Genomic DNA, 26,220 nt, shown 5'->3' with positions numbered 1-26,220 from the left:
TCGTCGGCTCCGAGACGATCTCAACGTACTAGCCGTCGACGAATCGATCGCGAACCGCGCGTGCCGTCTCGGTCCCGTACCGATCGACCAGCGGACACAGCGCGTCCCCGAGTGCACGCATACACTGGCCGGTGGAGTGGTACGCGAGTCGGTCCGCGACGGGTTCCCAGTCCCGGCCTTGCAGGGCTCGCAGGACGAACAGTCGCTCCTCCCGGGCCGTCAGCTCGATCCCGTCGGGGTCGTCGACGAAGTACCGAACGACGAGCCGACGGAACGGGCCGGGATCGACGTCGAACAGCCCCGGCCCGTAGGCGGCCCCGGCGACGACGCGCCACTCGTGATCGGACAGCGACAGCGTCGGGGACGCGTCCACGCTTCGCAAGAGCGCACGGGCCACGTCGGGCTCGAGGTCGTCGAGAGCGTCGCCGACGACGGCGGGGAACCGCCGGCAGAACCACTCGGCGTGGCGATCGTGCAGCGCCCGGCCGGCGTCGCTCGTGGGGGTAAGCATGAGCGCGGAGTACTCGCCGCTTGCCTCGTTGCGGGTCGTCGAGACGTGGACCGTCGCGTAGCCGTTCGCACGCCAGAACGCGACCAGGCCGGGCGTCGCGCCGAAGCCGGTGCCGAGCCAGTCGACCGGCTCCCGGTCAGCGTCTGCGGACGTCTCGCCGGTAACCTCCGCACGGACCTGCTCGAGCAGGTGCGAGCCGAGTCCCCGCGAGCGGGCGGCGTGGTGGGTCGCGATGCGGACGACGCGGATGCCGGTCGGCTCGCCCGCCCGCTCGTCTCGCAGCTGGCTCGTCAGGACGTCGGGCAACATGTTGCCCCGGATGCGACCACCCTCGTACATCCGCGCCCGGGTCGTTGCCGAGAGCCCGCCCTCGCGGGCCAGCAAGGCGACGCTGACGACGTGGCCGTCGACGAGGAGCGCCCGTGCCGTGAGATTCGGCGCGTCGAACAGCCGGGCGAGGTCGTTCGGCTCGGTGCGATAGTGAGCGAGCACGAGCAGTCCAAACGCCTCCCGCAGGAGCCGTTCGTCCGCGAGCAGGGCCTCTGGTTCGAGCTGGCGGTACGTGACGCTCGCGGGCGTCGCGTCGGCCACGAGCGGGTCGACGGGCGGACGGGCGTCCAGCGCGAGCGCGCGGAACGCCCACACCTCGACGGGGTCGCCGGCCGCGTACCGGATCGGTTCGACGAGCGTGCAGTCGGCGACCTCGTGGTCGCTCTCGGCGAGACGATCCCGGAACCGGACCGAAAAGCCCCGTCCAGCGCCCTCGTAGCCGTGGATCGTCGTCGCGAACGTGATTCGGGAAGCGGCGAGCAACGACTCGAGCGTCGCGACCGGGAGGGCGGCGGCCTCGTCGACGACGACGACGTCCGCCGACTCGCATTCGTCGACGGCCGCGGTCGGCTCGCGAAATTCGACGCTCCCTCCCGCTTCCGTTTCGATGCAATATGCTTCGACGGACCGTCCCTCGGCGAGCGTCTCACACAGCTCTCTGGCGCGCTCGAACAGCTCTCGTGCGTTTCGTCTGGCCGGTGCTGTCACGAGCACGTCCTCGCCAGCGGCGGCGAACGCGCCCGCGGCGAGTCCCGCCGCACTGGATTTGCCCCGGCCGCGATCGGCCTCGAGGACGGCTGCCCGCTCTCGGTCGAACAGGGACTCGACGGCGGCGACGGCCTCGATCTGGTCGGCCGTCCGGCAGGCCTCGTACGTCGCGGTCGGAAAGCGATGGTCCGGCGGCGGCGACGGCGTGTCGACCGTCGTCGCCAGACGTGGTGCGGGGTCGGTCAGCCCATCGTCGACGACGCGGTCGCGCTCGAGGTCGACGATCGCGATCCCCCGGTGGGCACGGAGCGTCTCGACGAGTCGGCGTACGAACCGGCCGGTGACGTCGTCGGCGTCGAAGGGAGGAACGGCGAGCGACGCGGCGAATCCGCCGCGCTGATCCGGCCACGTCTCGAACGACGGCGTCAACAGGACGAGCAATCCGCCGCCGTCGACCGCGCCGACCACTTTCCCGAGCGCGTTCGGCCGGAGGCCGTCGTGGGCGTCGAGAGCGATCACGTCCCGCGTCGTCCCGAGGAGGGAATCCACGTTCGACTGTGGGAGCTGTTCACAGCGGAGGCGGTCGTCGGGACCGACGAGCGTCGTCCCGGTGATCGGAACGGAAAGTGCCTCGAGGATCGCCTCGAGGTGGTCGTAGCCACGGTCGCGATCGCCCGCAAGCACCAGCAGTCTGCGTTCGTCGACTTGGATCGCTTCCCGACGGAGGTCGGCCGCGACGTCGACGGTGTCCATAGCCGACGTTCGGCCGGTTCCCGGGTAAGGCTGTTCGTTCGTAGACGATGCGGACCGTTCGCACTCTCTCGATCATTTGGACACGCTTTTAAGGGGTGGAACGCTACGAAACGGTACACCCTACGCGGGGTTGATGATGCTCCTAGCCCTACAGGACCTCTGCCGGATTGCCGGCCCGGGCGACCCCCGGTCGGGCAGGGGAGCGAGAGCCTGCGCGTAGGAGAGGTGAACAACCGATGTCAGTATACGTCAACTTCGAAGTCCCAGCCGACCTTCAAGAGGACGCCCTCGAGGCGCTCGAGGTCGCACGAGACACAGGTAGCGTAAAGAAAGGAACCAACGAAACGACCAAAGCGATCGAGCGTGGCAACGCCGACCTCGTCTACGTCGCCGAAGACGTCTCTCCCGAAGAGATCGTGATGCATCTGCCCGAACTCGCAGACGAGAAGGGAATCCCGTACGTCTTCGTCGAGACTCAGGACGACGTCGGTCACGCCGCCGGCCTCGAGGTCGGCTCGGCCGCCGCCGCAATCGTCGACGCCGGCGAGGCATCCGGCGACGTCGAGGACATCGCTGGTAAGGTAGAGGACCTCCGCTGAGGTGATCAGAGATGAGTGCTGAAGAGGGAGAAAGCGGCTCCACGCCCGCCGAGGTCATCGAGATCGTCGGCAAGACCGGCATGCACGGCGAGGCCATGCAGGTCAAGTGCCGGATCAAAGAGGGCGAGAACCAGGGTCGCATCATCACCCGAAACTGCCTCGGGCCGGTCCGCGAGGGGGACATCCTCCAACTTCGCGAGACCGCCCGCGAGGCGGACTCCATCGGAGGACAGTAAGATGGTCGAGAAACGAACCTGCGACTACACGGGCGAAGAGATCGAGCCCGGCACGGGCATCATGTACGTCAAAAACGACGGCACCGTGCTCCACTTCGTCGACTCGAAGGCGGAGAAAAACTACAAGCTCGGGCGCGAACCACGAGATCTGGAGTGGACCGAAGAAGGCCGTCGTGGCAAAGGCCCCGCCGGCGAAGCCGTCGAAGCGGCCGAACAGGTCGAAGCCGCCGAAGACGACGACTTCGTCGAGGAGACCGACGTCGTCGACGACGATGAGAAACCCGCCACGACCGATCGGGTTCGAGCCGAGACAGAACCCAAAGACGAGGTCCACGGCGAGGAAGCTGATGCTGACGCCGAGGCCGACGTCGAGGAGGCCGACCAGCAATGAGCGAACGCGAGCGTACGTTCGTGATGGTAAAGCCCGACGCGTTCGCGCGCGGGCTCGTCGGCGAGGTTATCTCGCGACTCGAGGATCGCGGGCTCAAGCTCGTCGGCATCAAAGTCGAGACCATGCCCCGCGATCGGGCCGAAGAACACTACAGTGAACACGAGGACAAGCCGTTCTACGACGACCTCGTCGGCTTCATCACCTCTGGACCCGTGGTGCCGATGGTCTGGGAGGGCCAGGACGCGACCCGGCAGGTCCGTCAGATGATCGGCGAGACGGATCCCCTCGAGGCCGACCCTGGCACGATTCGCGGTGACTACGCGCTCGACCTCGGTCGGAACGTCGTCCACGCAGCGGACCACGAGGACGAGGGTGCGAACGAACGCGAAATCGCGATCCACTTCGAGGAAGACGAGCTGATCGACTACGAGCAACACGACGCGGAGTGGCTCTACGAGTAACGCGAGGACGCAGTGTCCCGTTTTCCACCTGGTTCGAGTGATCTCGAGCAGTCGGTGTGACCGTTGTAGCCCCGCGACGGGCGAGCCCGCCGGACCGATACGCACGTTATCTATCATTACGTATTTGCAGTTAGGTAAACGTAACACCTAATGTGCCGGATGGAGTAACTCGAGTCGGTGGTTTCGAATGGTAATACACGGTAGGTGGTCCGTCGATGCGTAAACCCGAGCGAACGGCGGCGAGGGCAGCAGCTGCCGGCGCGCTATCGCTCGACCGGGTCTTCGACCTGCTCTCGGATCGACGGCGACGGCTCGTCCTCTATCACCTGCACGATTGCGCGGACGACACGGCGACGGTCGACGAGATTACGGCGTACGTTGCCTCACAGGAGGAATCGAAGACGAGCCCACAGGAGCACCGGCAGGAAATCGTCATGTCGCTCGAGCACGTGCATCTACCGCGGCTCGAGGACGCGGCTGTTCTCGAGTACGATCGTCGAAGCGAGACGGTTCGGTACCGGCAACAGCCGTCACTCGAGGAGTGGCTCGAACACGCACGTCACAAGGAACTGTCCTAGGCGGTGATCGTCCGATCGGCACCGCTGTCGCTCGATACCGGCGGGACGCTCTCCGGTGATTTCGGTCTTCGTGTGGGTGAGTCACATTCGCGTCCTCAATGTTTAACATGTTCGCGGTCATCGTAGGGAACGGTGATTCCATGACCGACCACGAACTCCCACCGCTTCCGTACGATTACGACGCACTCGAGCCGGCGATCTCCGAACAGGTCGTCACCTGGCACCACGACACGCACCACCAGGGTTACGTTGACGGCCTCAACAGCGCCGAAGAGACGCTCGCGGAGAACCGCGAGTCCGGTGAGTACGATTCGACGCCGGGCGCGATGGAGAACGTAACTCACAACGGCTGTGGACACTATCTCCATACGCTGTTCTGGGAGAACATGTCCCCCGACGGCGGCGGCGAACCCGAGGGCGATCTTGCGGATCGCATCGAAGAGGACTTCGGCTCCTACGAGGCCTGGAAAGGCGAGTTCGAAGCCGCCGCTGGAGCCGCGGGTGGCTGGGCGTTGCTCGTGTACGATCCCGTCGCCAAACAGCTTCGCAACCTCAAGGTCGACCGCCACGACCTCCACGCGCTGTGGGGAAGTCACCCCATTCTCGCACTCGACGTCTGGGAACACTCGTACTACTACGACTACGGTCCGGACCGTGGGAGCTTCATCGACGCCTTCTTCGACGTCGTCGACTGGGACAAAGCCGCCGAAGAGTACCAGAAGTGCCTCGGCCACTTCGAATAACGGCTCGCGACGCTGGCGATTCGCTCGCCGTTTGAACGGGCCGAACCCCGATTCGTCCGGGGCGCACGAACGTGCGCCCCCTGCACTGACGACTCCGACTCCTTGCGAACGTCGTAGACGGCAACCCCTGATACCAGCTACCACATTTATCCTGCTCGAGGCGTTCTGTCGGGGTATGGCTGTCGAGGACCGGCTGGAATCAGCCGAGGTCGATAGACTCGCGGCCGATCTCCGGGCGGCCTGCGTGGGCGACGTCAGGTTCGATCGATACACCCGGATCGGGTACGCGACCGACGGGAGCATCTACAGCGCCGAGCCCGCAGGCGTCGTCTTTCCGAGAGACGTCGACGACGTCCGGGCTGCGGTGGCAGTCGCCGCCAACCACGACGCGCCCGTCCTCCCGCGGGGGGCCGGCTCCTCGCTCGCGGGCCAGGCGGTCGGCCCCGGCTGTGTCGTGCTCGACCTGTCGCGACACATGGACGAAATCCTCGAGGTCGACCCCGACGCCCGGCTCGCACGGGTCCAGCCGGGCGTCGTCCAGGACGACCTCGACGACCACCTCGCCGAGTGGGGACTGCAGTTCGCGCCCGATCCCGCCTCGTCGAACCGGGCGACGATCGGCGGCGGCATCGGCAACAACTCGACGGGCGCACACTCGGTCCGGTACGGGATCACCGACGCCTACGTCGAGGAGTGTCGGGTCGTCCTCGCGGACGGCTCGCTGATCCACACCCGCGAGGTCGTCCTCGACGGCGAGGAGTTCGAGCGAATCGTCGCGAAAGACGACCGCGAAGCCGCGCTCTACCGGACCGTCCGGGCCGTCGTCGAGGACAACGAGGCAGAGATCGAGGATCGGTATCCCGAGTTAAAACGCTGTGTCAGCGGCTACAATCTCCAGAAGGTAATCAGAGAGCGCGAGGACGGCGAGTGCGTGATCAACCTCTCGAAGCTGCTCGTCGGGGCGGAAGGCACGTTAGGCGTCGTCGTCTGCGCGACGCTGTCGCTCGTGACCCGCCCCGCGGAGACGGCCCTCGCCGTCTACTGTTACGACGACCTCATCGAAGCCCTCGCTGCGGTTCCTGCCGCGCTCGAACTCGAGGCCAGCGCCGTCGAGTTGATGGATCGGGAGGTGTTCCGGCTGGCCGACGACTCCCAGGAGTACGCCGAGTACGCCGAGGCGATCCCCGACGGAACGGCGGCGGCGCTGATGCTCGAGTTCGACTCCGAACTGCACGACGATCTCTCGGACGCGCTCGAGATCGCGACCGAGGCGTTGCTCGTCGAGGGAGACGCGTTCGAGGCGGTTCCAGCGTTCGAGCCAGAGACACAGGATCGCCTCTGGAAGCTCCGGAAGGCCGCCATCCCGCTTCTGATGAGCATGGACGGCGATCCGAAGCCGTACCCGTTCGTCGAGGACGCCTCGGTTCCGCCCGACGAGCTAGCGACGTACGTCGAGGGCTTTCAGGAGATCCTCGAGGCTCACGACACGACGGCCGCCTACTTCGCTCACGCCGGCGTCGGCACGCTGCACATTCGGCCCGTGTTGAACCTCAAAGACGAGGACGGAGTGGAGACGATGCGGTCGATCGCCGACGACGTCACCGACCTTGCACTCGAACACGGCGGTTCGTTCTCGGGCGAACACGGCGACGGCCTCGCTCGAACCGAGTTCAACCCGAAGCTCTACGGCCCCGATCTCTGGGACGCTTTCAAAGCGGTGAAATCGGCGTTCGATCCCAACTGGCGCATGAATCCCGGCAAGGTCGTCTACCGTGACGACGACTCGGCGGCCGGCTCGTCGGACGGGCCGACCGACATGCGCGATCACCTCCGGTACGGCCCCGACTACTACTCGCTCGAGCCGACGACGACGCTCGAGTTCGAGGCCGAGGGCGGCTTCTCCCACCTCGTCGAACTCTGTAACGGCTGTGGTACCTGCAGGCAAACCGGCACCGACGTGATGTGTCCGACCTACCGCGCGAGCAAGGAGGAACTCGCCACCACCAGGGGCCGGGCGAACCTGCTCCGGGCGGCGATCAGCGGCGACCTCGATCCCGAGGAGCTGTACGCCGACGAGTTCCAGCAGCGGGTGCTCGATCTCTGTATCGGCTGTAAGGGCTGTGCGAGTGACTGTCCCACCGGAGTCGACCTGGCGAAGCTCAAAGCCGAGGTCAAACACGGCTATCACGAGCGCGAGGGCGTCTCGCTGCGCGAGCGGCTGTTCGCGAACGTCGACCGACTCGCCGCCGTCGGGGCCGCGTTCGCGCCGCTTACGAACTACGCCGCGTCCGCGCCGGGCGCGCGAACGGCACTCGAGCGAACCGTCGGGATCGCACCCGACCGGACGCTCCCGACGTTTCGTGCAGAGTCGCTCGTCTCCTGGTTCGCAGATCGCGGATCGGGAGTGAGCGAGTCGGCGGCGACCGATCGAGTCGTCCTCTATCCGGACACGTACACGAACTACAGCAACCTCGGCCCCGGCAGGGCCGCGGTCGAGGTGCTCGAGGCCGCCGACGTTCACGTCGCGATTCCGGACCTGGGGCCGACCGGCCGGGCCGCCTACTCCCAGGGGCTGCTCGACCGGGCGGCCGAGCGGGGACAGGCGTTGCTCGACGATCTCGAGTCCTCCCTCGAGGCGGGCTGGTCGGTCGTCTTCCTCGAGCCCTCGGACGCCTCGATGGTCGTCGACGAGTACGGCTCGTTGCTGTCCGATCCACGCGTCGAGACGCTGTCGGCGAACGTCTACGGCGTCTGCGAGTACCTCGATCGCCACCGCCTCGATTCGGACCTCGCGTTCGACGCCCCCGACGCGGCCCTCGCCGTCCACGGCCACTGCCACCAGAAGGCGCTCGGCCGGGACCACCACGCCGTCGCCGTCTTGCGACGGGCCGGCTATACGGTCGACCCGCTCGACACCGGCTGCTGTGGCATGGCCGGCAGCTTCGGATACGAACGCGAACACTACGACCTCTCGCGGGCGATCGGTCGCTTGCTGCTCGAACACGTCGACGACAGCGACGCCGAGACCGTCGTCGCACCCGGCGTCTCCTGTCGCACCCAGATCGGCGACTTCGAGAGCTACGAGCGGCCCCGTCACCCGATCGAGGCGCTCGCGGACGCCCTCGCGCACGGCGGGTGAAACCACACCGTTTACCCACGACACCGCCGTACCGACGGGTATGCCACTCCCGAAAGACGAGTTCGAGCAGCTCTACCCGTGTGACTTCTACACGGCCGAGGAGCTGCTCGAGTCCGGCCAGATGTACACCGTCTACGAGATTGCCCGCATGCTCCAGGAGCTCGAGCCCGACGCCGAACTCGAGCCCGAGACCGAGGACGTCTTGCTCGACTGGGCGATCCCGTGGATCATGACCAACGCCGACGACCTCGTCGTCGCCGAACCCCGCGGCGAGGACGAGCCGGGGTACTACGGCCTGAACGAATGATCCTGCTGGTCGTCGGCGCGGACCGTGTCGACGCCGGCAAGACGACGTTCTCGGCCGGTCTGCTTTCCCGGACCGGCGGCGCGGGCTACAAGCCCCGTGCGGGCAACGACTACTGGTTCGACCACGACGACTGCCTGAACGCACTCGCCGACGGCCGGCTCTACGGCAAGGACGCCGCCCGGCTGGCGAGTGCGGAAGGCGACGGCCGCGAGCCCGAACTGCTCAACCCGGTCCACCGGCTCTGGCGTCCGTCACCGGACGGGGGCACCGGCCTGCTCGGCCGCCAGGACCGCGAGTTCGTCGTCGACCGGGTGAGGACCCCCGACGGCGACGATACGTTCGTCGTCAACGCGACCGCGGCCGTTCCCGACCGCGTGGCGCGGACGCTTCCACTCGCGGACGCCGTCCCCGTCGAGACGGTCGAGGAACTGAACGCGGCCATCGAGCGACGGTACGTACCGGCGTTCGAGGACCTCGCGGTCCGGATCGAGGCCGAACCGCTCGCCGTCGTCGAGTCCTACGGCGACGTCGCGATGCCGTTGCAGTCGCTCGAGCACTCTGCCGTCGCCGCCGTCGCCGCCGTCGAACCCGGCCGCGTCCGGATCTATCCTGGACATCGCTTCTGTCGGGCCTGCGAGGTCGCCCGCTCGAGCCCGCGCGAGGGCCAACTCGAAAAGCGCGTGCCGGACGTGATCGACTACCTCGACCCGCTCGAGCGACTCTCCGTGCCACCGTTGTCCGGCGACGACCGAACCGATCCCGACCGGATCGCCGACGCCTACGGGCCGGCCTACGACGCATTGCTCGAGGCGGCTCGAAGTAGTCAGTAGTGTGCCAGCGGTCAGTCGTCTCCGGTAGCGACGTCGGGCCGGTACGAACGGCTGATCGCCTTCCATTTGCCGGTCGTAAAGCGGTAGTAGTTGACCGCCGCGGGGACGGCCGTCTCGGCGAAGAAGGCGAGGTACAGCCCCCACAGGCCAAGCGGCGGGATCGTCACGATCCCGGGGACGGTGAGGCCGTATGCACCGAGGTAGACAAGCGGGATCGCGGCCCCGAACATGCCGAGTACTTGGCTGTAGAACGGCCAGCGGGTGTCACCACTCGCGTTGAGCGGGCCGGACGAGCCACGGGAGATCGCCTGCAAGACGACGGCGATACAGGCCGCGTGGACGAGCGAGACTGCCGTCGGCACGGCGAGGTCGGTCGGGTCGTCGGTGAAGACGAGCGTGATCGGCTCGGCGAAGGCGAAGACGATCGCCGCCGAGACGGCGTAGACGGCGACGGCGAATCGGATGATCTCCCGGCCGTACTGCTCTGCGGTCCGTTCGTCGCCCGCACCGAGTTCCTGGCCGACCAGACTCGAGGAGGCGAGGCCGAAGCCCCAGCCGGGGGTGCCCATCAAGTCCCAGATCCGGCGGGCGATGACGTAGGCCGCGACGGTGTCCTGGCCGAAGACGTCGACGATCGCGAGCAGCGGAAACTCCGCGACGCGCCAGACGAGGTTCCGGCCCATCACGGGCACGCCGATCGTGACCAGATCCCGCATCGTTCCCGGCGCGAGGTAGGTACCGGTGGGATCGACCGTCACCGGAACGCGGCCGATCCCGGGAAGTTGACCCGTGGCGAACGCGACCGCGAACGTCGCCGTCACCACGGCGTTCGCCAGCACCGTCCCCAGAGCTGCGCCGGCGACGCCGAGTCCGAACCCGAAGATGAGGACGGCGTTGAGTACGACGTTCGCGACGGCCCCGCCCGCCCGGACGACCATCGGTGTCCAGGCGTCGTCCATCCCGACGAACGTCCGGCTCCCGACGAGGTTCAGCCCCGCGAAGGGGATGCCGACGCCGACGATCGCGAGGTAGGTCGCCCCGAGCTCGAGCGCCTCCGGGTTGTCGGTAAGCAGGCCGATCAGCTCCGTGGCGTACAGCCAGAACGCCGCCGTCAGCGGAATCGTCGCGACGAGCACGAGGACGATGCTCGAGCGAACCGCCTGCCCGAGCCCGTCGTAGGCCTCGGCACCGTAGCGCTGGGAGACGAGCGCGATCGTGCCGCCGGCGAGCCCGCCGCCGACCGAGAACGCGAGTCCCCAAAACGGCGAGGCGAAGCCGACGCCGGCGATCGCTGCCGAGCCGACGGCGATCCCAACCATCGCGACGTCGACGGCGTTTTTCGACATCCGTGCCAGTCCCGTCACGATGCGGGGCCAGGCGAGGTCCGTCGTACGACGCGCTCGCTCGCGTTCGATCAGGCCGAGTCGGGCGAGCGCGAGCCCGATCCAGAGGATCGTCAGCCGGATCGGGTTCGGAAATCGTCGGGCCACGAGAACCGAGTCGGCCTAGTCGGCCGCGTCAAAAAGCCCTTCTCGAGTCGGCAGTCCCGGCCGATTTCGGTTCGATACCGTCTGGCGCGATGATCCTGTCGAACCATCCGGTCTGGCGATCGGCGACTCGAACGACCACAGCTCATATAGTCTTGCAGAGAAAACACACTGTCGATGAAACCTACGCGTGGGACGCTGGCGAAGGGCATCGCCGTCGGTGCCGGCGTCTTCTTGCTGTTCGGGATCGTCTCCGGGCTCGTCCCGAACCCGCTGTACGTGCGGATGGTTCCGCGGACGCCGCTTGACTACGCCTTTCTCGCGCTGACGTCGGTGCTCGCGGCCGTGTACGTAATCCAGCGATCGTCACTCGACTCCGAGGAGTGTTCGGGTGACAGGTGTGCCTACGCCGGCACGGCGGGTGGCTTTCTCGCCGTGGCGTGTCCGACCTGCAACGCCGTGTTGCTCGCGCTGTTTAGCTCCTCGGCGTTGATGACGTACTTCGATCCGCTTCGACCGTTGTTCGGCGTCGTTGCCGTCGGGCTATTCGGTGCGATCATTTACCGTCGGCACCGGCGCTGATACACTGTCACCGGGAACGTCCTCCGATGAACGTATCAACCGTTCTGTCCGGCGGTGTAGTCCGAAGTCTGCCGAAGCGAATCCAGCGGGGACGAAAGTGAGAGTTTACGCGGGTGTGACTGAAACCGTCCCGTTCTCGAGGACGACCTCGTAGCCAGCGTAGGTGAACGAGAGGGAGACGTCCTCGCCGGCAGACGCGAACAGCGAGTCGAGCGCGTCGGGATCGACCGTGTTGAAAAGTGGCGGGAGGGGGTCGGAGCTTTCCGGCGACGGGGCGGCGTCTCGTCCCGACGCGGCCGCGACGGCTTCGACGATCGCCGTGCTCGGCGTCTCGGTTCCGTCGAGTGCGTACGTGACGGTTTCGTCGTGGGCGGAGGGCTGGGGCTGGGTAGTAGACATTGCTTGATCTACGAGTGAATAGTGGGCGAGCGGTGGAATACCCGTCCATTTGTCATCCAACGTTTTAAGTGCCGTCTGCTGCGAGGGTGTGCCGGAGAAGGTTCGCCTGTCCACGGCGCAAAAGCGCCGAGAGCGCCTGTCCGGAGGCGTCTAACTCGGCAGCGAGTTCCTCGAGCGTCGTTCCCCGAGGTACGTCGAAGTAGCCGTGCTCGAGGGCTGCAAGCAGAACCTCGCGCTGTCGATCCGTGACGCCGTACCGATTCGTCGGCTCCGCCTTCCCCTCGTAGAGTCCGACGAGTCGAAACGACAGCCCCCGATCGCGACAGCGTTCCCGGTAGGCGAACAACGCCTCTCGCGTGGGGACCTGTGCCCGGTACTGCATCGGCTCGCCCGTTACCCTGATGTCGAGGAACGTGATGCCGAGTTCTACCGCGTCCTGGTAGGTCATACCGACGACTCCTACTTCGGTGAGTGCGACGCGATACAGCCGCCGTCCGCCGAGGGCAGCGAGTCGTTCGACGTCGTCGACTGTCGGATCGTCGGCGAGCAGGTCCTCGAGGCGCTCGAGGTCGCGCTCATCGCCGGTCGTCCAAAACACCAGCTTCGGCAACTCCGACCGCGAGAGCTGTTCGTCCTCGACCTGAAACTGCAGGTCGGGAAGCGCTCGCCTGGTACCCCGGAGGATCGGGTTGGACAGTTCGTACTCCGCGATGAGACTCATCATCCGAACGACCGGTGGCCTGGCCTAAAAGTCCCGGTGACCGTTCACAGAAGCGGCGACAGTACGAGTATCGCAGCGAGTGCGAGGACGGGGACATCGATCCGCGAGAACGACAGCGCCGGCAGCGTCGGATTCCAGGCGAAACACCGAGCCTGTAAAGCGACGGCGAGGCGGTCGGCCCGTTCGAACGCTCGTGACAGCGCCAGGACGCCGATCCGGCTGGCGCGCTCGAGGGGCCCGCGCTGATCGCCCAGCCGGGCCGCGACCGCCTCCCGGATCGTCCGCAGATCCGCGAGCAGGACCGGCAGGAACCGGAAGACGAGCGCGATGCCGACGCCGAGCAGTTGCCCGGGTTTGCCGGGGATCGTCCGCTGGATGGCCGCCCGGGACTCCCGGACCGGCGTCGAGCGGACGTAGGCGGCGCTGACCAGCAGGATCAACGCGACGCCGTAGCTCGCCAGCGCGGGGGCAACGGCGTCGGCGGGCTCGAGCCACGGCGAGCCAAGCGTCAGCGCAGAGACAAGCGGCGCGGCCGCGAGGACGATCAGCGCGAACCGGTAGGCGTACAGCGCCCGGAGCGGCGACAGCCGGGCAGCCGCGAGTGCGAGGGCCGCAAGTACCGTCAACGCGGCGAGGGCCAGGGGATCAGCGTGGCCGACCGCGGCGACGGCAAACCCCATCTGGAGGGCGAGTTTCGACCGCGGGTCGAGCCGGTGGGCGAGCGTCTCGTCGGGCTCGTAGCTCAGCATCGGCGTGGAACGCGGACGTCGACGCCCTCGAGGCGGTCGCAAGCGCGCCGCGGCGGTGCGTCGACGACGACCTCGCCGTCTGCCATCGCGATGGCCCGGTCGGAAAGCGCGAGCACGTCCCGGAGGTCGTGGGTCGCGACGACGATTCCGGTGCCGGCCGCCGAGAGCTCCTCGAGTCGACCCAGCACGGAGCGGCGTGCGGGCTCGTCGAGACCCGTAAACGGCTCGTCGAGCACGAGGTGGGTCGGCTCCATCGCGAGCGCACCGGCGATGGCGACGCGGGACTGTTCGCCACCCGACAGCTGGTCGATCCGGTCGTCCTCGCGGCCGGCCATGTTCACTGCCTCGAGTGCGGCCCCGACGCGGCGATCGATCTCCTCGCGGGAGAGCCCGAGGTTCTCGGGGCCGAAGGCGACGTCCGCGCCGACGGTCGCGGCGACGAAGCCATCGCGTGGATGCTGAAAGACCATCCCGACGCTCGTGCGCGCGCCGACGGGATCGTCGGCGACGTCGGTGCCGTCGACCAGTACTTCGCCCTCGTCGGGAGTCAACAGGCCGTTACAGTGGCGCAACAGCGTCGTCTTGCCGCTGCCGTTTGCCCCCGCAAGGACGACGAATTCGCCGTCGTCGATCGACAGCGTGACGTCTTCGAGGACCGCGACGTCCTCGAAACGGAAGGTGACGGATCGGAACTCGATCATCGCCGAGTCACGTCGGATCGATCACGTCGCTTCGGACGATGGCGATGGCGACGACCGCCTTGAGCAGTTCGAACGGGATGAACGGGAAAGCCCCGACCAGCGCCGCTTCGACGGGGCCGAGCTCGAGCAGCCACATGAGCCAGAGAACGGCGGCGGCGTAGATCACGACGGTCGCGGCGACGAGCGCGCCCGCGAGCACCGGTAGCGATCGGTCGGCGGGGTTCGTGGGCGTCCTGTTCCGATGGACGAGCGTCCCGATCAGCGCCGCGGCGACGGGAAACGACCAGAGAAAGCCCGCGTTCGGTCCCTGCAGTACGCCGATTCCGGCGGATCCGCCCGCGAAGACGGGCGCGCCGACCGCCCCGGCTGCCAGATAGAGGATCATCGAGACGGCCGCCCACTGGGGGGTGAGATAGAGCCCGACCAGGAAGACGCCGAGTACCTGCAGCGTCACCGGTGCCGTCGCCCACGGGTTCGGGAACGCGACGTACGCGAGCGCGGCCGTAAGCGCCGCCAGCAACGCCGCGCGGGCGAACGGTCTGACGACGGATGCGTCGACGAGATCGACCGAATCGGTTCCAGTTGCCATACCTCGACTGTCCCGTAAACCCAAATCAAAACTTCGGTTTACAGCCGCCGCGAGGACCGAGCGCCGCTGCTTCAACGGGCTCATTCCTATCACCAGACGATGTCGTCGAGCGGGTTCGACCTCAAGGCGCGGTCGGGCGGACGGAACGCCGCGTAACGGGATATTGTGTCGACACCTCAACTGAAACGACCGGGGGGCTTATGACTCGAATCGTCGCCGCCCCCGAGAACTATGCAGTCCGCGTCATCAGATAGCCAATATTTAGGGTGGAACCGAGGGATCCCATGAGCCGTCTCGAGGTCGCCGTGGTGATCCTCGCCGCGGCAGGGATGGTTACAAGCGGCGTTGCACTCCCCGTTCTCGGCGGTGCCGGAGCGGCCGTGACGGCAGAAGCCGACGGTGCAGCCGACGTCGGCGACGAATCGCCCGGAGCGAACACACACCAGGACGGAGCTGCGATTGAACTGGAAGCGCCCGCAGACGCGACGGCCGACGCGGCGATCGATGTACTCGTCCAGGAACAGCAAGACGCCGTCGAGGCCGGCGTCGAGGACGGTATCGAACTCGCCCAGTCACAGGGCGTCGAGGTGAGCCAGGAACAGCAGGCGGCGGCGACCGAGGGCGCACTCGCCTCTGTCGCCCAGCATCAGGCGGCTGACGTCGAACAGGTCCAGGCAGCGACGGCGGGTGCCGTCCACGGTACGCTGGTACAAGATCAGGACGTCGAGGTCGAACAGGTCCAGGCCGCCGTCGGCGGCGCGACCGACGGCGCACTCGCCCAGCACCAGGTGGCGAACGCGACTCAGCTACAGAGCGCGACGTGGGGAGCGACCCACGGTGCAATCGCCCAGAAACAGGTGGTGACCGTCGAACAGCTCCAGGTGGCGACCCACGGTGCGGCTTCGGGCGCCGCGAGCGAAGCCGGCGAACGCGATGTCGACGCACCTGGGAAGATCCAGGAGGCTGCCCAGGGGGCGGCCTACGGCGTCGTCACGCAGTACCAGAAGATAACCGCCGAACAGCGCCAGCAGGTCACTCTCGAACACGTCCAGCACGCGGCGGCGGGCGCGTCGGCGGGCGCACTCGAGGGCGCAGTACATATCGACGTCGAACAATACCAGGAGGTGACGATCAAGCAGATCCAGAAGGCAGCCAAAGGCGCAGGAAAGGGCGCGTTAGTCCAGAAACAGGAGGTGACGATCGAACAGACCCAGGTCGCCGCACGCGGAGCCGGCAAGGGCGCACTCGAGCGAGTCGGTGACGTCCGGATCGAACAGGTCCAGCGCGTCACGATCACGCAGATCCAGGAGGCGTCCTTCGGGGCCGCGAAGGGCGCGATCTACCAGAGCCAGGAGGCCACCGTCGAACAGATCCAGGCCGCGGCGACGGGTGCGGCCGGCGGCGTGCTCCAGCACCAGGAGGTCCACGTCGCCCAGACCCAAACGGCCGCGTTCGGCTCCGCGAAAGGAGCCGTCGCCTCGGCGGTCCAGCACCAGGTCGTCGAGGTCGAACAGATACAGGCGGCCGCCTTCGGTGCCGGCGAGGGTGCGGTGATCCAGAAACAGATCGTCGACGTCACGCAGGTTCAGGTGCTCGCCGAGGGCGCATCCTCGGGTGCGCTCGCACAGGCTCAGGTCGCGACGGTCGAACAGCTCCAGGTTGCAGCGAGGAGTGCCGGCGAATCGACGGCCCGGGCGATCCAGTACCAGCGCGTCAGCGTGACCCAGCTCCAGATTCTCGTCGAGTCGACGGCCGCCGACGCGACCGACTACGCGGTCGACGTCGACACCGACGGCCTCGAAGAGATCCTTGCGGCCGCACTCGAGGATGCCGAGCAGCGAGTCGACGAGATCGACGAACTCGAGGGCGAAGCGACGATCTCGTTTGCCGACCAGGAGAGCGACGGCGAGACGGTCGTCGTCGACAGCCTCGACCTCTCGGAGGGTGGCTTCGTCGCCATCCACGACGGGGCATTCCTCGAGGGCGAGCCGGTCGAAAGCGTCCGTGGTGTCTCGGCGTACCTCGAACCCGGCGAGCACGAGGACGTCGAGATCGACCTCGAGGAGCCGATCGAAGAGAACCGGACGCTGATCGCGGTACCCCACCTCGATACCACCGACGACGAGACGTTCGACTACGTCGACACCGACGGCGAGGAGGACGTTCCCTACGTCGATCAGGACGGTGCGCCCGTCTACGACGAGGCACTCGTGAGCGTCGACGAACCTGAACCTGAACCTGAACCTGAACCCGAACCCGACGTGATCGACGCCGCCCCCGAGGCCGTGGGCGCACTCGCGGTCGTCGACTACGAGATCGTCGGCGACGATCCCGACGAGGAGTTCGTCACGTTCCGCAACGTCGAGGACGTCCCCCTCGAGATGACGGGCTGGACCGTCGAGGATCGCGAGGACGACGGCCTCGTCGCCGCCGACGCGCTCACACCCTACGAGTTCCCCGAGTTCACACTCGAGCCCGACGAGGATGTGACACTGGTCACCGGAGACGGCGAGGACACTGACGACACGCTCTACTGGGACGTCGATCGCCAGGTCTGGAACGAAACCGGCGACGTCGTCGTCGTCCGCGACGCCGCTGGCGAGATCGTCCTCGAAGAAGCGATCGAGGCGGAACTCCCCGAGGCGACGTTGTCGGTCGCTGATCAGGACGGTGACGGCGAGACGCTCGTCGTCGACGAGGCGAACGCGCCCGAGGAGTACGTCCTGACTGCCACCGACGAGGACGACCGAATCGGCGAGACCGATCCCTTCGAGGCTGGCGAGCCGGTTTCGGACCTCGAGATCGATCTCGAGCCACCCCTCGAGGCCGACGCGACGCTCGACGTCGAGGTTCGAACCCTCGAGGACGAGGTCCTCGCGAGCGAGACGATCGAGTACACGCTCGAGGAGGAACCCGTCGCGACCGTTGCGTTCGCAGACCAGGAAAGCGACGGGACGTCGGTCGACGTCGAGAGCGTCGACGTTCCCGGCGGTGGCTTCGTCGCGATCTACGACGCGGACGACCTCGAGGAGGCAGACCCCGGCGAACTCGAGCCCGACGATCTCGAGCCGGACGCCGCCGTCGGCGTCTCCGACTACCTCGAGCCGGGCGAACACGAGGACGTCGAGATCGACCTCTTCGACGTCCCTGGCCTCGCGTTCGAGGAGGATACGCTCGAGGCAGGCGAGCACAGTCTGGTCGCAGTCGCCCACGAGGACACTGATGGGACGGAGACGTTCGCGTTCGCCGAGACAGACGGCGAGGACGACGGACCCTATCTCGACGACGGCGTGGTCGTCGCCGACGACGCGGTCGTGACCGTCGAGGAGCCCGAGCCCGTACCCGAGCCCGAAGTCGAGTTCCTGAACTGCACCGCAGTGGCGATCACCGGCCCCGTCGAGACCGTCCGGTACACACAGGAGTTCTACATGAGCGAAGGGTTCGGCAATCAGATCGCCTCACCGCAGTTCCCCTGGGACGAACTCGCCGAGGAAGGCGAGACGACGATCGTCCAGATCGGCCCCGAGGCCGAGGCCTGGACCGACGACGACGGCACGCGCGTCGTCCAGATCGGAGACGACGGCGTCTTCGTCGGCACCGAGGCGGGTACGTCTTCGATCCTCCGATCGGTCGAGCTCTCCGAGGATGGCGAACTCGGTCCCGAGCAGACGAACCCCGACGGCGACGCCTGTCTCGAGGCGGTCCGGCCCGACCTGCCCGAACTGACCGTCGCGGAGACGGAGCCGACCGACGACGGCATCGCGGTCACCTTCGCGGCCGAGAACCCTAACGACGCGAGAGTCACTGCCGCCAGTGAGTTCGTCGAGGGAACGACCGACGACGAGCCGCCAGTCGATCTCGAGCCCGGCGAGACGACGTTCACGGTCACGTGGACGCCCGAAGCCGACGACGAGGTGCTCACCTGGTCGTTCGACGTGACCGATCACGGCTACGACGAGCCAATCACCGTCTCGACGCCGCCCGCCGGCGATATCGCACCGACCGAGCCCGCCGCATTCGACGTCGTGATCACGGGGACGAACGCCCCGATCGAGGCCGGCCAGACCCTTCAAGTCGAGACGGCAGTCGAGAACGTCGGCGGGGAAACGGGAACCCAGGACGTCACGCTGGCCGTCGACGGCGAGGTCGTCGACGAGGACGCCATCTCGCTCGCGGCCGGGGAGCCGGGTGCGGTGACGCTCTCGACCGTGATCGAGGAACCCGGCGAGTACGACCTCGAGGTGGCAAGCGAGGACGACGCCGACGGGACGACGATCACCGTCGAGCCGGTGACAGTGCCACCCGAGGAGGCAGAGCCGGACGAACCGCCGGAAGAAGCTGAACCGGACGACCCAGGACCGCCAGAGGAGCCTGGACCACCCGAGGAAGCCGAGCCGGACGATCCAGGACCCCCAGGAGAACCTGACGGCGAGCAACCGGACGATCCCGGGCCAGCCGGCGAACCGCCGACAGCAGATCAGGACGACTCACCCGAGGGGGCCGAAGAAGACGATTCGCCCGAAGAGACGGGTTCCGCTGACGATGATGAGCCCTCCGCCGAACCGGGGCCTGACGGCGACTCACTCGAGGAAGCCGACTCGGCGGCGTAGTCCGACCCTCGTTTGACGGCGGGGCTGTTACTACGTGGTAAAAGCGACGCGCCAACGAGAACACGATCCGCGAGTCGACGGGTGCGGGGGTATCAGGGGTGTCGCACGGATTCGGCGCGATCGACGTTCTCGTTACTCGGCTGGTTCGTCCGCATCAACCTGCCGGTACAGCCCACTCGAAACCGAGCGGTCGGTTGGGAGGCTCGCGGACGCCTCGAGCGATCGGATGAGCGCGTTCGGCGTCGTGGTCTTAGTGCTGGTGACCGGTCGCCTCGGCGAACGTCACGCCGAAGCGGTCCTCGAACAGTTCCATCACGCGTTCTTCCTGTGCCTCCATCTCCTCGTCGGCTCCATCGCCGTGGTGGACGACGTGGTGGGCACGGCTGGCGAGTGAAAGCAACGTGACGTCGCCGACCGTCTCGGCGGGCGTCTGGTCGCCTTCCGCGACGAGATCGAGCAGCCCGACGGGGAGTGTGACCTCGTCTTCGTCGTCGTCGGTGCCGTCGTCTGGTCGAATGGTGAACGTGACCGTCTCGATGTTGTCGGTCATACCTCCACCGACTCCCGGCGGACGTAAAGATGTGTGGCTTTGTCCACCAGCGGGCGAGCCGTCGGTGTGGGTTCCACGTCGGCTTTTATGGTGTTCGATACCCAACGTTCGTCTATGCCTACCGTCGAACTCGACGAGGAGACGATCGAACGACTGGACGCGTTGCGCGTCGAGGACGAGTCCTACGACGAGCTGATAACCGAGCTGATCAACATTTACGAGGCGAGTGAGTACACGCTCTTTCACGCGGGCGATTAACCGGACGCATTCGACACGGACGACTCGACGACGAGTCGGTATCGACTACACATCCAGTTCCTCGAGCAGCGTTTCGGCAGCCACACGCGAGGACCCGGGGCCGCGTGCAGTGATCAAGTCGCCGTCGACGGTGACGCTCGTGTCCGACTCGAGCGCTGCATCCCACTCGCCGCCAGCGGTTTTCACCTCGTCTTCGACCCAGTACGGCAGCTTGCGCCCGTCGGGCAGCAGATCGTTCTCGTCGACGATGTCTTCTTCCCACTCGTTGGGGAAGCCGGTGACCTCGCGGCCGGTGACCAGAAAGGCATCGTGGCTATCACGCGTGAACGCGAGGGCGCCGACGGCGTGACAGACGACGAGCGCCGTCCCGTCGTCGCCTTCGACCATTTCCCGCAAGAGCGTTCGAACGTGTGAGTCCTGGGTGACGTCCCACTCCGTGCCGTGACCGCCGGGCAACACGAGAGCGTCGTAGGCGTCCGCACGCGCCTCGGCGACTGGGATCGGATCGTTCAGTCGTTCGTCGCTCTCGTGTACGTCCTGGACGTGAGCTGCCGTTTCCTCGCCGACGGTCTCGGGATCGACCGAGCGCTCGTCGATCGCCGGCGGCGATCCGGTCGGCGTCGCTACCGTTATTTCGAGGCCGGCCTCGGAGAGCGTCTCGAGGGGTTCGATGCACTCCTCTCCCCAGTAGCCGTGCTCGCTGACGACGAACAGTACGGACGTCATAGTGACACGCCCTATCACACGGAGAGAGTAAAGCCTGTGGCCGTCGGTATCCTGTCGTCGACGCCGTCGACGGTTCCGTATCCCCTCTCCCCCGTCGAAGGTTTAACACGACTGCCGTCGAACCCACGTGCATATGACAGACAGACGACCGAACCCGTTTCAGGGACTCGAGGAACTGTTCGAACAGATGAGCCGACAGTTCGAGAACGCGGCCCGTTCCTGGGATCGCGAGGAAGAAGGCGGTCTCGAGCGCCCGGAGACCGGTGACGGCGGCTCGAACGCGATGGACCTCCTCGATCGTGGCGACGAATTCGTCGTGACGATCGACGTCCCCGGCTACGAGACCGACGACCTCGAGGTCCGGCTTGCCGGCGAGACCCTCCGCGTCAGCGGAGAACACCGAGAAACGCGAGACGAACGCGAAGAAGCGTACGTCCGTCGCGAACGACACGTCCAGTCGTTCGACCGTCGCGTTCGGATCCCCGAGCCGGTCGACGTCGACGACGTCGACGCCACCGTCGACAACGGCGTACTGACGGTTACGCTGCCGAAGGCGGATCCGACCGCGGACAGTCACACGATCGACATCGAGTGAGCGGAGCCGGCTCGAGCGTGTCGAAAAATTTCCGCTCGAGCCGTTTTCCGCCGTCGTCTTCGTCGTCCGGGTGGTGATCGACGAACACGATACAGTCGACCGTCTCGAGGTCGACCACCGCGAGCGGGCTGGCGCCGATCTCGAGCAGGCTGACGAACGAGACGCGTGACGCTCTCGCGGATCCGCAACCGCGGCCGGACGACGGGGTCGTTTTTGGTCGTCGGACCCGTAGTGGCGACCATGTGTCGAGGTGTGACGGGTCGTGACTCCCGACCGTCGTGACCGCGAGGGCTGTCTGCTGTGTGCCAGGCCTCGATCCGAGGGACGCGGCGGCGGCGACGAGGAGTTCTGTTGTGGGGGGTGTCGGGCTGTCTACACGGAACTGGTCGCCGACGAGCCGAGGCGACGGGACGGCGATCGGACGACGGAAGCCGAACCCGATCGAAACGCGGTGAGCGATCGGGCCGGCCTGGACGGAGACGGGGAGTACGTCCGGACGTATCTCCGCGTCGACGGGATGCACCGGGTGACCTGCGAAACCTACCTCGAGTCGCTCTCGATCGACTGCGACGGCGTCTACGACGCCGAGGCGAGCTACGTCACGGAGACGATTCGAATCGATCACGATCCCGACCGCGTCTCGGCGACGACGCTTCGCGACGCGTTGAGTCGAACCGGCTACACGGCCTATCTCCGGGACGATGCGACCGGGACCGACGACGAGACGGGGACGACCCGCCGATCCCGTGAGATGACCGGCCTTCGCAGTCGACGGACCTGGGACATGCTCGAGGGACGGTACATCGCCGGCATCGTCTTCGGCATGTTCGTGCTGTTGCAGTACCTGGTGATCTTCTACCCGATGTCGGTTCCGTACGTCTACGACGAGGCGCTCGTCGGTGTTTTCGAACGGGCCCTCGCGAGCCCGGTCGGCGTGATGTTCTATCTCATGCTCTTTACGCTGACGGGCTTCGTCCTCTACGTCACGGGGATGCCCCTGTTGCGTGGCGCGTACGTCAGCCTGAAACTGCGTCGGCCGACCACGGATCTACTCGTGGCCGTCGCCGCGGTCGCTGCCTTCGGCTACAGCGTGGCGGCGACTGCGCTTAGACGGGTCGACGTCTACTACGATCTGACGATCGCGATCGTCGTCGTCGTGATGGCGGGACTCTACTACGAGGCGTCGGTCAAACGACGCGCGATGGACCGGCTCACCGAGTTGACGATCTCACAGGTCGGGACGGCCCGCCTGCTCGAGGCCGACGGGACGACCGACGTCGACGTCGCGGACGTCTCGCCCGGCGACCGGCTGCTCGTGCGCGAAGGCGAACGGATCCCCGTCGACGGCGTCTTGGCCGAGGGACAGTGCACGGTCGACGAAGCGGTGATAACCGGCGAGAACCTCCCGGTCGCAAAGCAAGCCGGCGACGACCTCGTCGGCGGATCGGTCGTCACGAACGGGGCCGCCGTCGTCACCGTCGGCCCGACCGCCGAGAGCAGTATCGACCGGCTCACGACCGTCGTCTGGAACCTCCAGAGCGCAGACCACGGCGTCCAGCAACGCGCCGACGAACTCGCCTCCCGTCTCGTCCCGGCCGTCGCGGCGACGGCAGTCCTCGTCGGTTTCGGCTCGCTCGCGTTCGGGACGGGAACGACCGGTTCGGTACTCGCCGTCTTGCTCGCACTCGTGGTCGTCTCGCCGTGGGTGCTCGGACTCGCGACGCCACTTTCGGTCGCCACCAGCATCCGGGAGGCGACCGACCGGGGGATCGTCGTCTTCGACGAGAGTATCTTCGAGCGACTCCGGGGGATCGACGTCGTCGTCTTCGACAAGACGGGGACGCTCACGACCGGCGAGATGGACGTCCTCGAGACCGACGCCCCGCCGGATCTGCTCGAGGCCGCGGCCGTACTCGAGAGACGGGCGACCCACCCCGCGGCGGACGCGATCGTGGCCGCGTTCGACACGCGCGACGAGGACGCGACGCGAGCCGACGGCGGCGTACACGACGACCGGGTCGCGGACGTTCGGAGCCACGAGACGGGCATCGAAGGCACCGTCGACGGGACCGACGTCCTCGTCGGGCATCCAGACCTCTTCGTGGAACGGGGCTGGGAGCTCGCCGACGAGCTCGCGACGCGAGCGGCGGACGCCCGCGGGTTCGGCCGGCTCCCGGTCGTCGTCGGCCGGGACGGAGTCGCCGAGGGAATCGTCGTCGTCGGTGACGAGCCACGCGCCGGCTGGGACGAGACCGTCACCGCACTCGCGGAGCGTGACATCGAGACGGTCGTCCTCACCGGCGACGACGAGGCCGCGACCGCGTTCTTCGACCGCCATCTCGACGTCGACCACGTGTTCGCAGACGTCCCGCCCGCCGGCAAGACCGAAGCGATTCGTCGCCTCCAGACCGACGGACGCGTCGCGATGGTCGGCGACGGAACCAACGACGCGCCGGCACTCGCCGCGGCGGATCTCGGAATCTCGCTCGGAAGCGGCACGGCACTCGCCTCCGACGCCGCCGACCTCGCGATCGTCGAAGACGACCTCGGGGCCGTCGAGACGGCGTTCGACCTCGCGACGGCGGCCCGGAAACGCCTCGAGCGAAGCGTCGGACTGGCACTCGTGTTCAACGCGATCGCCATCCCGCTCGCCGTCGCTGGCGCCCTGACGCCGCTTGGGGCCATCGCCGCGGCGGTCGTGAGTACCCTCCTCGTCGGGATCAACGTCTCCGGCGAGCTCGTCTAGTCGGCCGTCGGCTCGAGCGAGACGAACTCCAGACCGTGTTCCGCGAGCAGTCGCCGGGCCCGGTCTGTCACCGACGGCGCGACGAGGATCCCGCGAAGCTCGGCCTCGGTGTGTAGATCGCGCTCTACGGCGTCGACGTACCGGCGGAGCTGTCCCACGGCGTCGGGACCGACTCGCCGTCGCTTGAGCTCTACGACGACGGTCCGTCCCGTCTCGTCCTCGCCGTAGATGTCGACCGCGCCTGCGGGCGTCTCCCGTTCGGTGGCAAGCGGTCGGAAGCCGGCCTCGAGCAGGTCGGGATCCTCGAGGATCCGTTCCTTGAGGTCCCGTTCGGTGCCGACGACGGCGAGCTCTTCCGGGTCGGTCATCCGAAACGACGAGACCTGATAGACGCGATCGAAGCTCACGAGCAGTCGTTCTGCCGGGCTCGACCGCAGGCTCTCGAGGTGGAGTCGCCGGTCCTCGAGAAACGTCTCCTGGTCGCAGCCGGGTGGCTGCCAGTTGATCGGCTGTTGGCCCTCGTCGGTGTGAACGAGCACCGTTCCGTCGGGTTTGCACATCACGTGGCGGTCGCCGGCCTCGAGCGTACTCGCCGCTCGGCCGTCGTACTCGACGGTACAGCGGCCGACGACGGTGACGAGCGTTCCTCGAGCGATTCCCTCGGCGATCGCGTCTCGGGCCGTCTCGAGCGTGGGCGACTCGCGGGTCACGCCGGGACGGTCCTGTTCGCTCGCGGTCACTGCACCGGGATAGCGTCCCGACGGGTAAAAACGGCCCGACAGTAGTACGATCCAGCAGGGAGAGGGGTGTGGCTCCGGTGTCCGTCCGGGTTTCGTTCGAATACGCCGCCGGAGAAAACGGTTCACATGCCGATCGCAATCGAGACGCTGTCGCCAGCAGCGACAGACGTCGCGGCGCGATCGGGTGTTCGCTAACTGTTCTCCAGCAGTATACTCGCTACCCTTTTTCGACCGTAACGGTAATCTCGTCGGTCTCGCCGAACGCGTTGTGATCGCCGTCGCCGAGTTGCAGACACAGATCGTACTCGCCGGGCTCGAGTTCGATCTCGCCTTCGGTCTCGGGCCAGTGGAAGATGCCCTCTTCCTCGGCCTCCTCGCTCGGGCCGGGGATGGTCTCGCCGTCTTCGAAGCAGTCGTTGTCGACGAGCACGTGTACGTGAGCTTCACCCGGGGCGGGATCGTCGGGCGGGACGATGTCGACGGCTTCGACGTCGGCTTTGATCTCGACGGGGGACGTGACGGTGGCGCCGTCTTTAGGTGTCACGAACGAGATAGCTGCGTCGTCGGGCTGGTCTTCGACGCCGACGTCATCGTCGTCCTCTTCGACCGTAATGGTAATTTCGTCGGTCTCGCCGAACGCGTTGTGATCGCCGTCGCCGAGTTGCAGACACAGATCGTACTCGCCGGGCTCGAGTTCGATCTCGCCTTCGGTCTCGGGCCAGTGATAGATGCCCTCTTCCTCGGCCTCCTCGCTCGGACCGGGGATGCTCTCACCGTCTTCGAAGCAGTCGTTGTCGACGAGTACGTGCACGTGACCTTCACCCGGGACTGGATCGTCGGGCGGGACGATATCGACAGCTTCGACGTCGGCTTTTACCTCGACTGGCGACGTGACGGTAGCGCCGTCTGCGGGCGTGTCGAATGCGATGGCTGCGTCGTCGGGCTGATCTTCGACGCCGACTCCATCGTCGTCTTCTGCGTTTTCGCTGGTGTCGTCGGCCGCCGTATCGTCACTGTCGTCTTCCTCCGATTCGTCGTCTGTCGCTGGATCGTCACCGCCGCCGAGACAACCGCTTACCCCTGCGGCACCGAGGGCGACGAAAGCCCCGAACTTCCTTCGTGTATGCTCCATGTTCACAGACTCCGTGACATATATATAACGTAGACCTAATTAGCTTTAC

At 66.9% G+C, this 26,220-nt stretch carries 25 protein-coding genes; 14 read left to right on the top strand and 11 right to left on the bottom strand.

Translation table 11 applies throughout. The features are described 5' to 3' along the window. Positions 1 to 28 precede the first annotated feature (28 nt). The gene (gene tmcA / locus QQ977_RS02900) at positions 29 to 2,302 is read right to left on the bottom strand and encodes a tRNA(Met) cytidine acetyltransferase TmcA (RefSeq protein WP_285927427.1); all 2,274 of its coding nucleotides are present in this window, start codon (positions 2,300 to 2,302) and stop codon (positions 29 to 31) included. Between the two features lie 236 nt (positions 2,303 to 2,538). Between tmcA and rpl7ae the strand changes: the two genes are divergently transcribed. The 9 genes from rpl7ae (at position 2,539) to QQ977_RS02855 (ending at position 9,586) form a co-directional block, all read left to right on the top strand. Then, entirely contained in the window at positions 2,539 to 2,901 is a 363-nt protein-coding gene (rpl7ae, locus tag QQ977_RS02895; protein WP_285927426.1) for a 50S ribosomal protein L7Ae, read from the top strand. An 11-nt stretch (positions 2,902 to 2,912) separates the two neighbouring features. Further along, positions 2,913 to 3,137, top strand: coding sequence for a 30S ribosomal protein S28e (locus QQ977_RS02890; protein ID WP_285927425.1), 225 nt, complete (start codon positions 2,913 to 2,915; stop codon positions 3,135 to 3,137). 1 nt (position 3,138) lies between these two features. Further along, positions 3,139 to 3,528, top strand: coding sequence for a 50S ribosomal protein L24e (locus tag QQ977_RS02885; protein WP_285927423.1), 390 nt, complete (start codon positions 3,139 to 3,141; stop codon positions 3,526 to 3,528). After that, positions 3,525 to 3,989, top strand: a complete 465-nt coding sequence (ndk, locus tag QQ977_RS02880; protein WP_285927422.1) for a nucleoside-diphosphate kinase — start codon at positions 3,525 to 3,527, stop codon at positions 3,987 to 3,989. The genes QQ977_RS02885 and ndk overlap by 4 nt, the downstream gene beginning before the upstream one ends. Positions 3,990 to 4,204: 215 nt before the next feature. Beyond that, positions 4,205 to 4,567, top strand: coding sequence for a DUF7344 domain-containing protein (locus tag QQ977_RS02875; protein WP_285927421.1), 363 nt, complete (start codon positions 4,205 to 4,207; stop codon positions 4,565 to 4,567). A gap of 140 nt (positions 4,568 to 4,707) precedes the next feature. After that, on the top strand, positions 4,708 to 5,310 hold the full coding sequence (sod, locus tag QQ977_RS02870) for a superoxide dismutase (protein WP_285927420.1): 603 nt from the start codon (positions 4,708 to 4,710) through the stop codon (positions 5,308 to 5,310). Between the two features lie 175 nt (positions 5,311 to 5,485). Beyond that, a complete protein-coding gene (locus tag QQ977_RS02865; RefSeq protein WP_285927419.1) occupies positions 5,486 to 8,449 on the top strand; it encodes an FAD-binding and (Fe-S)-binding domain-containing protein in 2,964 nt (987 codons plus the stop codon). A 40-nt stretch (positions 8,450 to 8,489) separates the two neighbouring features. Next, a complete protein-coding gene (locus QQ977_RS02860) occupies positions 8,490 to 8,756 on the top strand; it encodes a DUF5827 family protein (RefSeq protein WP_285927418.1) in 267 nt (88 codons plus the stop codon). Further along, positions 8,753 to 9,586: an ATPase gene (locus QQ977_RS02855; RefSeq protein WP_285927417.1), complete on the top strand. Its 834-nt coding sequence runs from the start codon at positions 8,753 to 8,755 to the stop codon at positions 9,584 to 9,586. Before QQ977_RS02860 ends, QQ977_RS02855 begins: the two co-directional genes overlap by 4 nt. Positions 9,587 to 9,597: 11 nt before the next feature. On the opposite strand, the gene QQ977_RS02850 is transcribed toward QQ977_RS02855, so the two are convergent. Further along, positions 9,598 to 11,076, bottom strand: coding sequence for an MATE family efflux transporter (locus QQ977_RS02850; RefSeq protein WP_285927416.1), 1,479 nt, complete (start codon positions 11,074 to 11,076; stop codon positions 9,598 to 9,600). 174 nt (positions 11,077 to 11,250) lie between these two features. Between QQ977_RS02850 and QQ977_RS02845 the strand changes: the two genes are divergently transcribed. Next, positions 11,251 to 11,655 carry a hypothetical protein gene (locus QQ977_RS02845; RefSeq protein ID WP_285927414.1) on the top strand — a complete coding sequence of 135 codons (405 nt, stop codon included), beginning with the start codon at positions 11,251 to 11,253 and terminating at the stop codon, positions 11,653 to 11,655. 105 nt (positions 11,656 to 11,760) lie between these two features. On the opposite strand, the gene QQ977_RS02840 is transcribed toward QQ977_RS02845, so the two are convergent. The 5 genes from QQ977_RS02840 to QQ977_RS02820 all read right to left on the bottom strand — a co-directional run bounded on the left by QQ977_RS02840 (position 11,761) and on the right by QQ977_RS02820 (position 14,814). Continuing rightward, positions 11,761 to 12,054 (bottom strand): HalOD1 output domain-containing protein, encoded by a 294-nt coding sequence (locus tag QQ977_RS02840; protein ID WP_285927412.1) that lies wholly within the window; start codon positions 12,052 to 12,054, stop codon positions 11,761 to 11,763. 64 nt (positions 12,055 to 12,118) lie between these two features. Continuing rightward, positions 12,119 to 12,778 carry a helix-turn-helix domain-containing protein gene (locus QQ977_RS02835; RefSeq protein WP_345783349.1) on the bottom strand — a complete coding sequence of 220 codons (660 nt, stop codon included), beginning with the start codon at positions 12,776 to 12,778 and terminating at the stop codon, positions 12,119 to 12,121. Positions 12,779 to 12,819: 41 nt separating this feature from the next. Beyond that, the gene (locus QQ977_RS02830) at positions 12,820 to 13,524 is read right to left on the bottom strand and encodes an energy-coupling factor transporter transmembrane component T family protein (RefSeq protein ID WP_285927411.1); all 705 of its coding nucleotides are present in this window, start codon (positions 13,522 to 13,524) and stop codon (positions 12,820 to 12,822) included. After that, a complete protein-coding gene (locus tag QQ977_RS02825) occupies positions 13,518 to 14,225 on the bottom strand; it encodes an energy-coupling factor ABC transporter ATP-binding protein (protein ID WP_285927409.1) in 708 nt (235 codons plus the stop codon). The genes QQ977_RS02830 and QQ977_RS02825 overlap by 7 nt, the downstream gene beginning before the upstream one ends. Before the next feature lie 7 nt (positions 14,226 to 14,232). After that, complete coding sequence (locus QQ977_RS02820) at positions 14,233 to 14,814, bottom strand: biotin transporter BioY (protein WP_285927408.1); 582 nt, start codon at positions 14,812 to 14,814, stop codon at positions 14,233 to 14,235. A gap of 284 nt (positions 14,815 to 15,098) precedes the next feature. Here QQ977_RS02820 and QQ977_RS02815 point away from each other — a divergent pair, with 284 nt between their 5' ends. After that, a complete protein-coding gene (locus QQ977_RS02815) occupies positions 15,099 to 19,424 on the top strand; it encodes a DUF7282 domain-containing protein (protein ID WP_285927407.1) in 4,326 nt (1,441 codons plus the stop codon). A gap of 250 nt (positions 19,425 to 19,674) precedes the next feature. On the opposite strand, the gene QQ977_RS02810 is transcribed toward QQ977_RS02815, so the two are convergent. Continuing rightward, the gene (locus QQ977_RS02810) at positions 19,675 to 19,974 is read right to left on the bottom strand and encodes a DUF7545 family protein (RefSeq protein WP_285927406.1); all 300 of its coding nucleotides are present in this window, start codon (positions 19,972 to 19,974) and stop codon (positions 19,675 to 19,677) included. A gap of 114 nt (positions 19,975 to 20,088) precedes the next feature. On the opposite strand from QQ977_RS02810, the gene QQ977_RS02805 reads away from it, so the two are divergent. Continuing rightward, the gene (locus QQ977_RS02805) at positions 20,089 to 20,232 is read left to right on the top strand and encodes a DUF7557 family protein (protein ID WP_285927404.1); all 144 of its coding nucleotides are present in this window, start codon (positions 20,089 to 20,091) and stop codon (positions 20,230 to 20,232) included. Positions 20,233 to 20,277: 45 nt separating this feature from the next. Here QQ977_RS02805 and QQ977_RS02800 read toward each other — a convergent pair whose 3' ends face one another. Then, entirely contained in the window at positions 20,278 to 20,958 is a 681-nt protein-coding gene (locus QQ977_RS02800) for a type 1 glutamine amidotransferase domain-containing protein (RefSeq protein WP_285927403.1), read from the bottom strand. 133 nt (positions 20,959 to 21,091) lie between these two features. Here QQ977_RS02800 and QQ977_RS02795 point away from each other — a divergent pair, with 133 nt between their 5' ends. Together QQ977_RS02795 and QQ977_RS02790 are read left to right on the top strand one after the other, a co-directional pair. Beyond that, on the top strand, positions 21,092 to 21,553 hold the full coding sequence (locus tag QQ977_RS02795; RefSeq protein ID WP_285927402.1) for an Hsp20/alpha crystallin family protein: 462 nt from the start codon (positions 21,092 to 21,094) through the stop codon (positions 21,551 to 21,553). A 262-nt stretch (positions 21,554 to 21,815) separates the two neighbouring features. Next, on the top strand, positions 21,816 to 24,299 hold the full coding sequence (locus tag QQ977_RS02790; RefSeq protein ID WP_285927401.1) for a heavy metal translocating P-type ATPase: 2,484 nt from the start codon (positions 21,816 to 21,818) through the stop codon (positions 24,297 to 24,299). On the opposite strand, the gene nucS is transcribed toward QQ977_RS02790, so the two are convergent. Next, a complete protein-coding gene (nucS, locus tag QQ977_RS02785; RefSeq protein ID WP_285927400.1) occupies positions 24,296 to 25,039 on the bottom strand; it encodes an endonuclease NucS in 744 nt (247 codons plus the stop codon). The two genes, QQ977_RS02790 and nucS, sit on opposite strands and share 4 nt — an antisense overlap. A 217-nt stretch (positions 25,040 to 25,256) precedes the next feature. Beyond that, positions 25,257 to 26,171: a DUF4399 domain-containing protein gene (locus QQ977_RS02780; RefSeq protein ID WP_285927399.1), complete on the bottom strand. Its 915-nt coding sequence runs from the start codon at positions 26,169 to 26,171 to the stop codon at positions 25,257 to 25,259. Positions 26,172 to 26,220 lie beyond the last annotated feature (49 nt).

It is taken from the genome of Natrialbaceae archaeon AArc-T1-2, assembly GCF_030273315.1.
In the GTDB taxonomy this organism is placed as follows: Archaea; Halobacteriota; Halobacteria; order Halobacteriales; family Natrialbaceae; genus Tc-Br11-E2g1.
The sequence above is the reverse complement of the archived record's forward strand: the minus strand, read 5'-3'. Positions and strand labels throughout refer to the sequence as shown.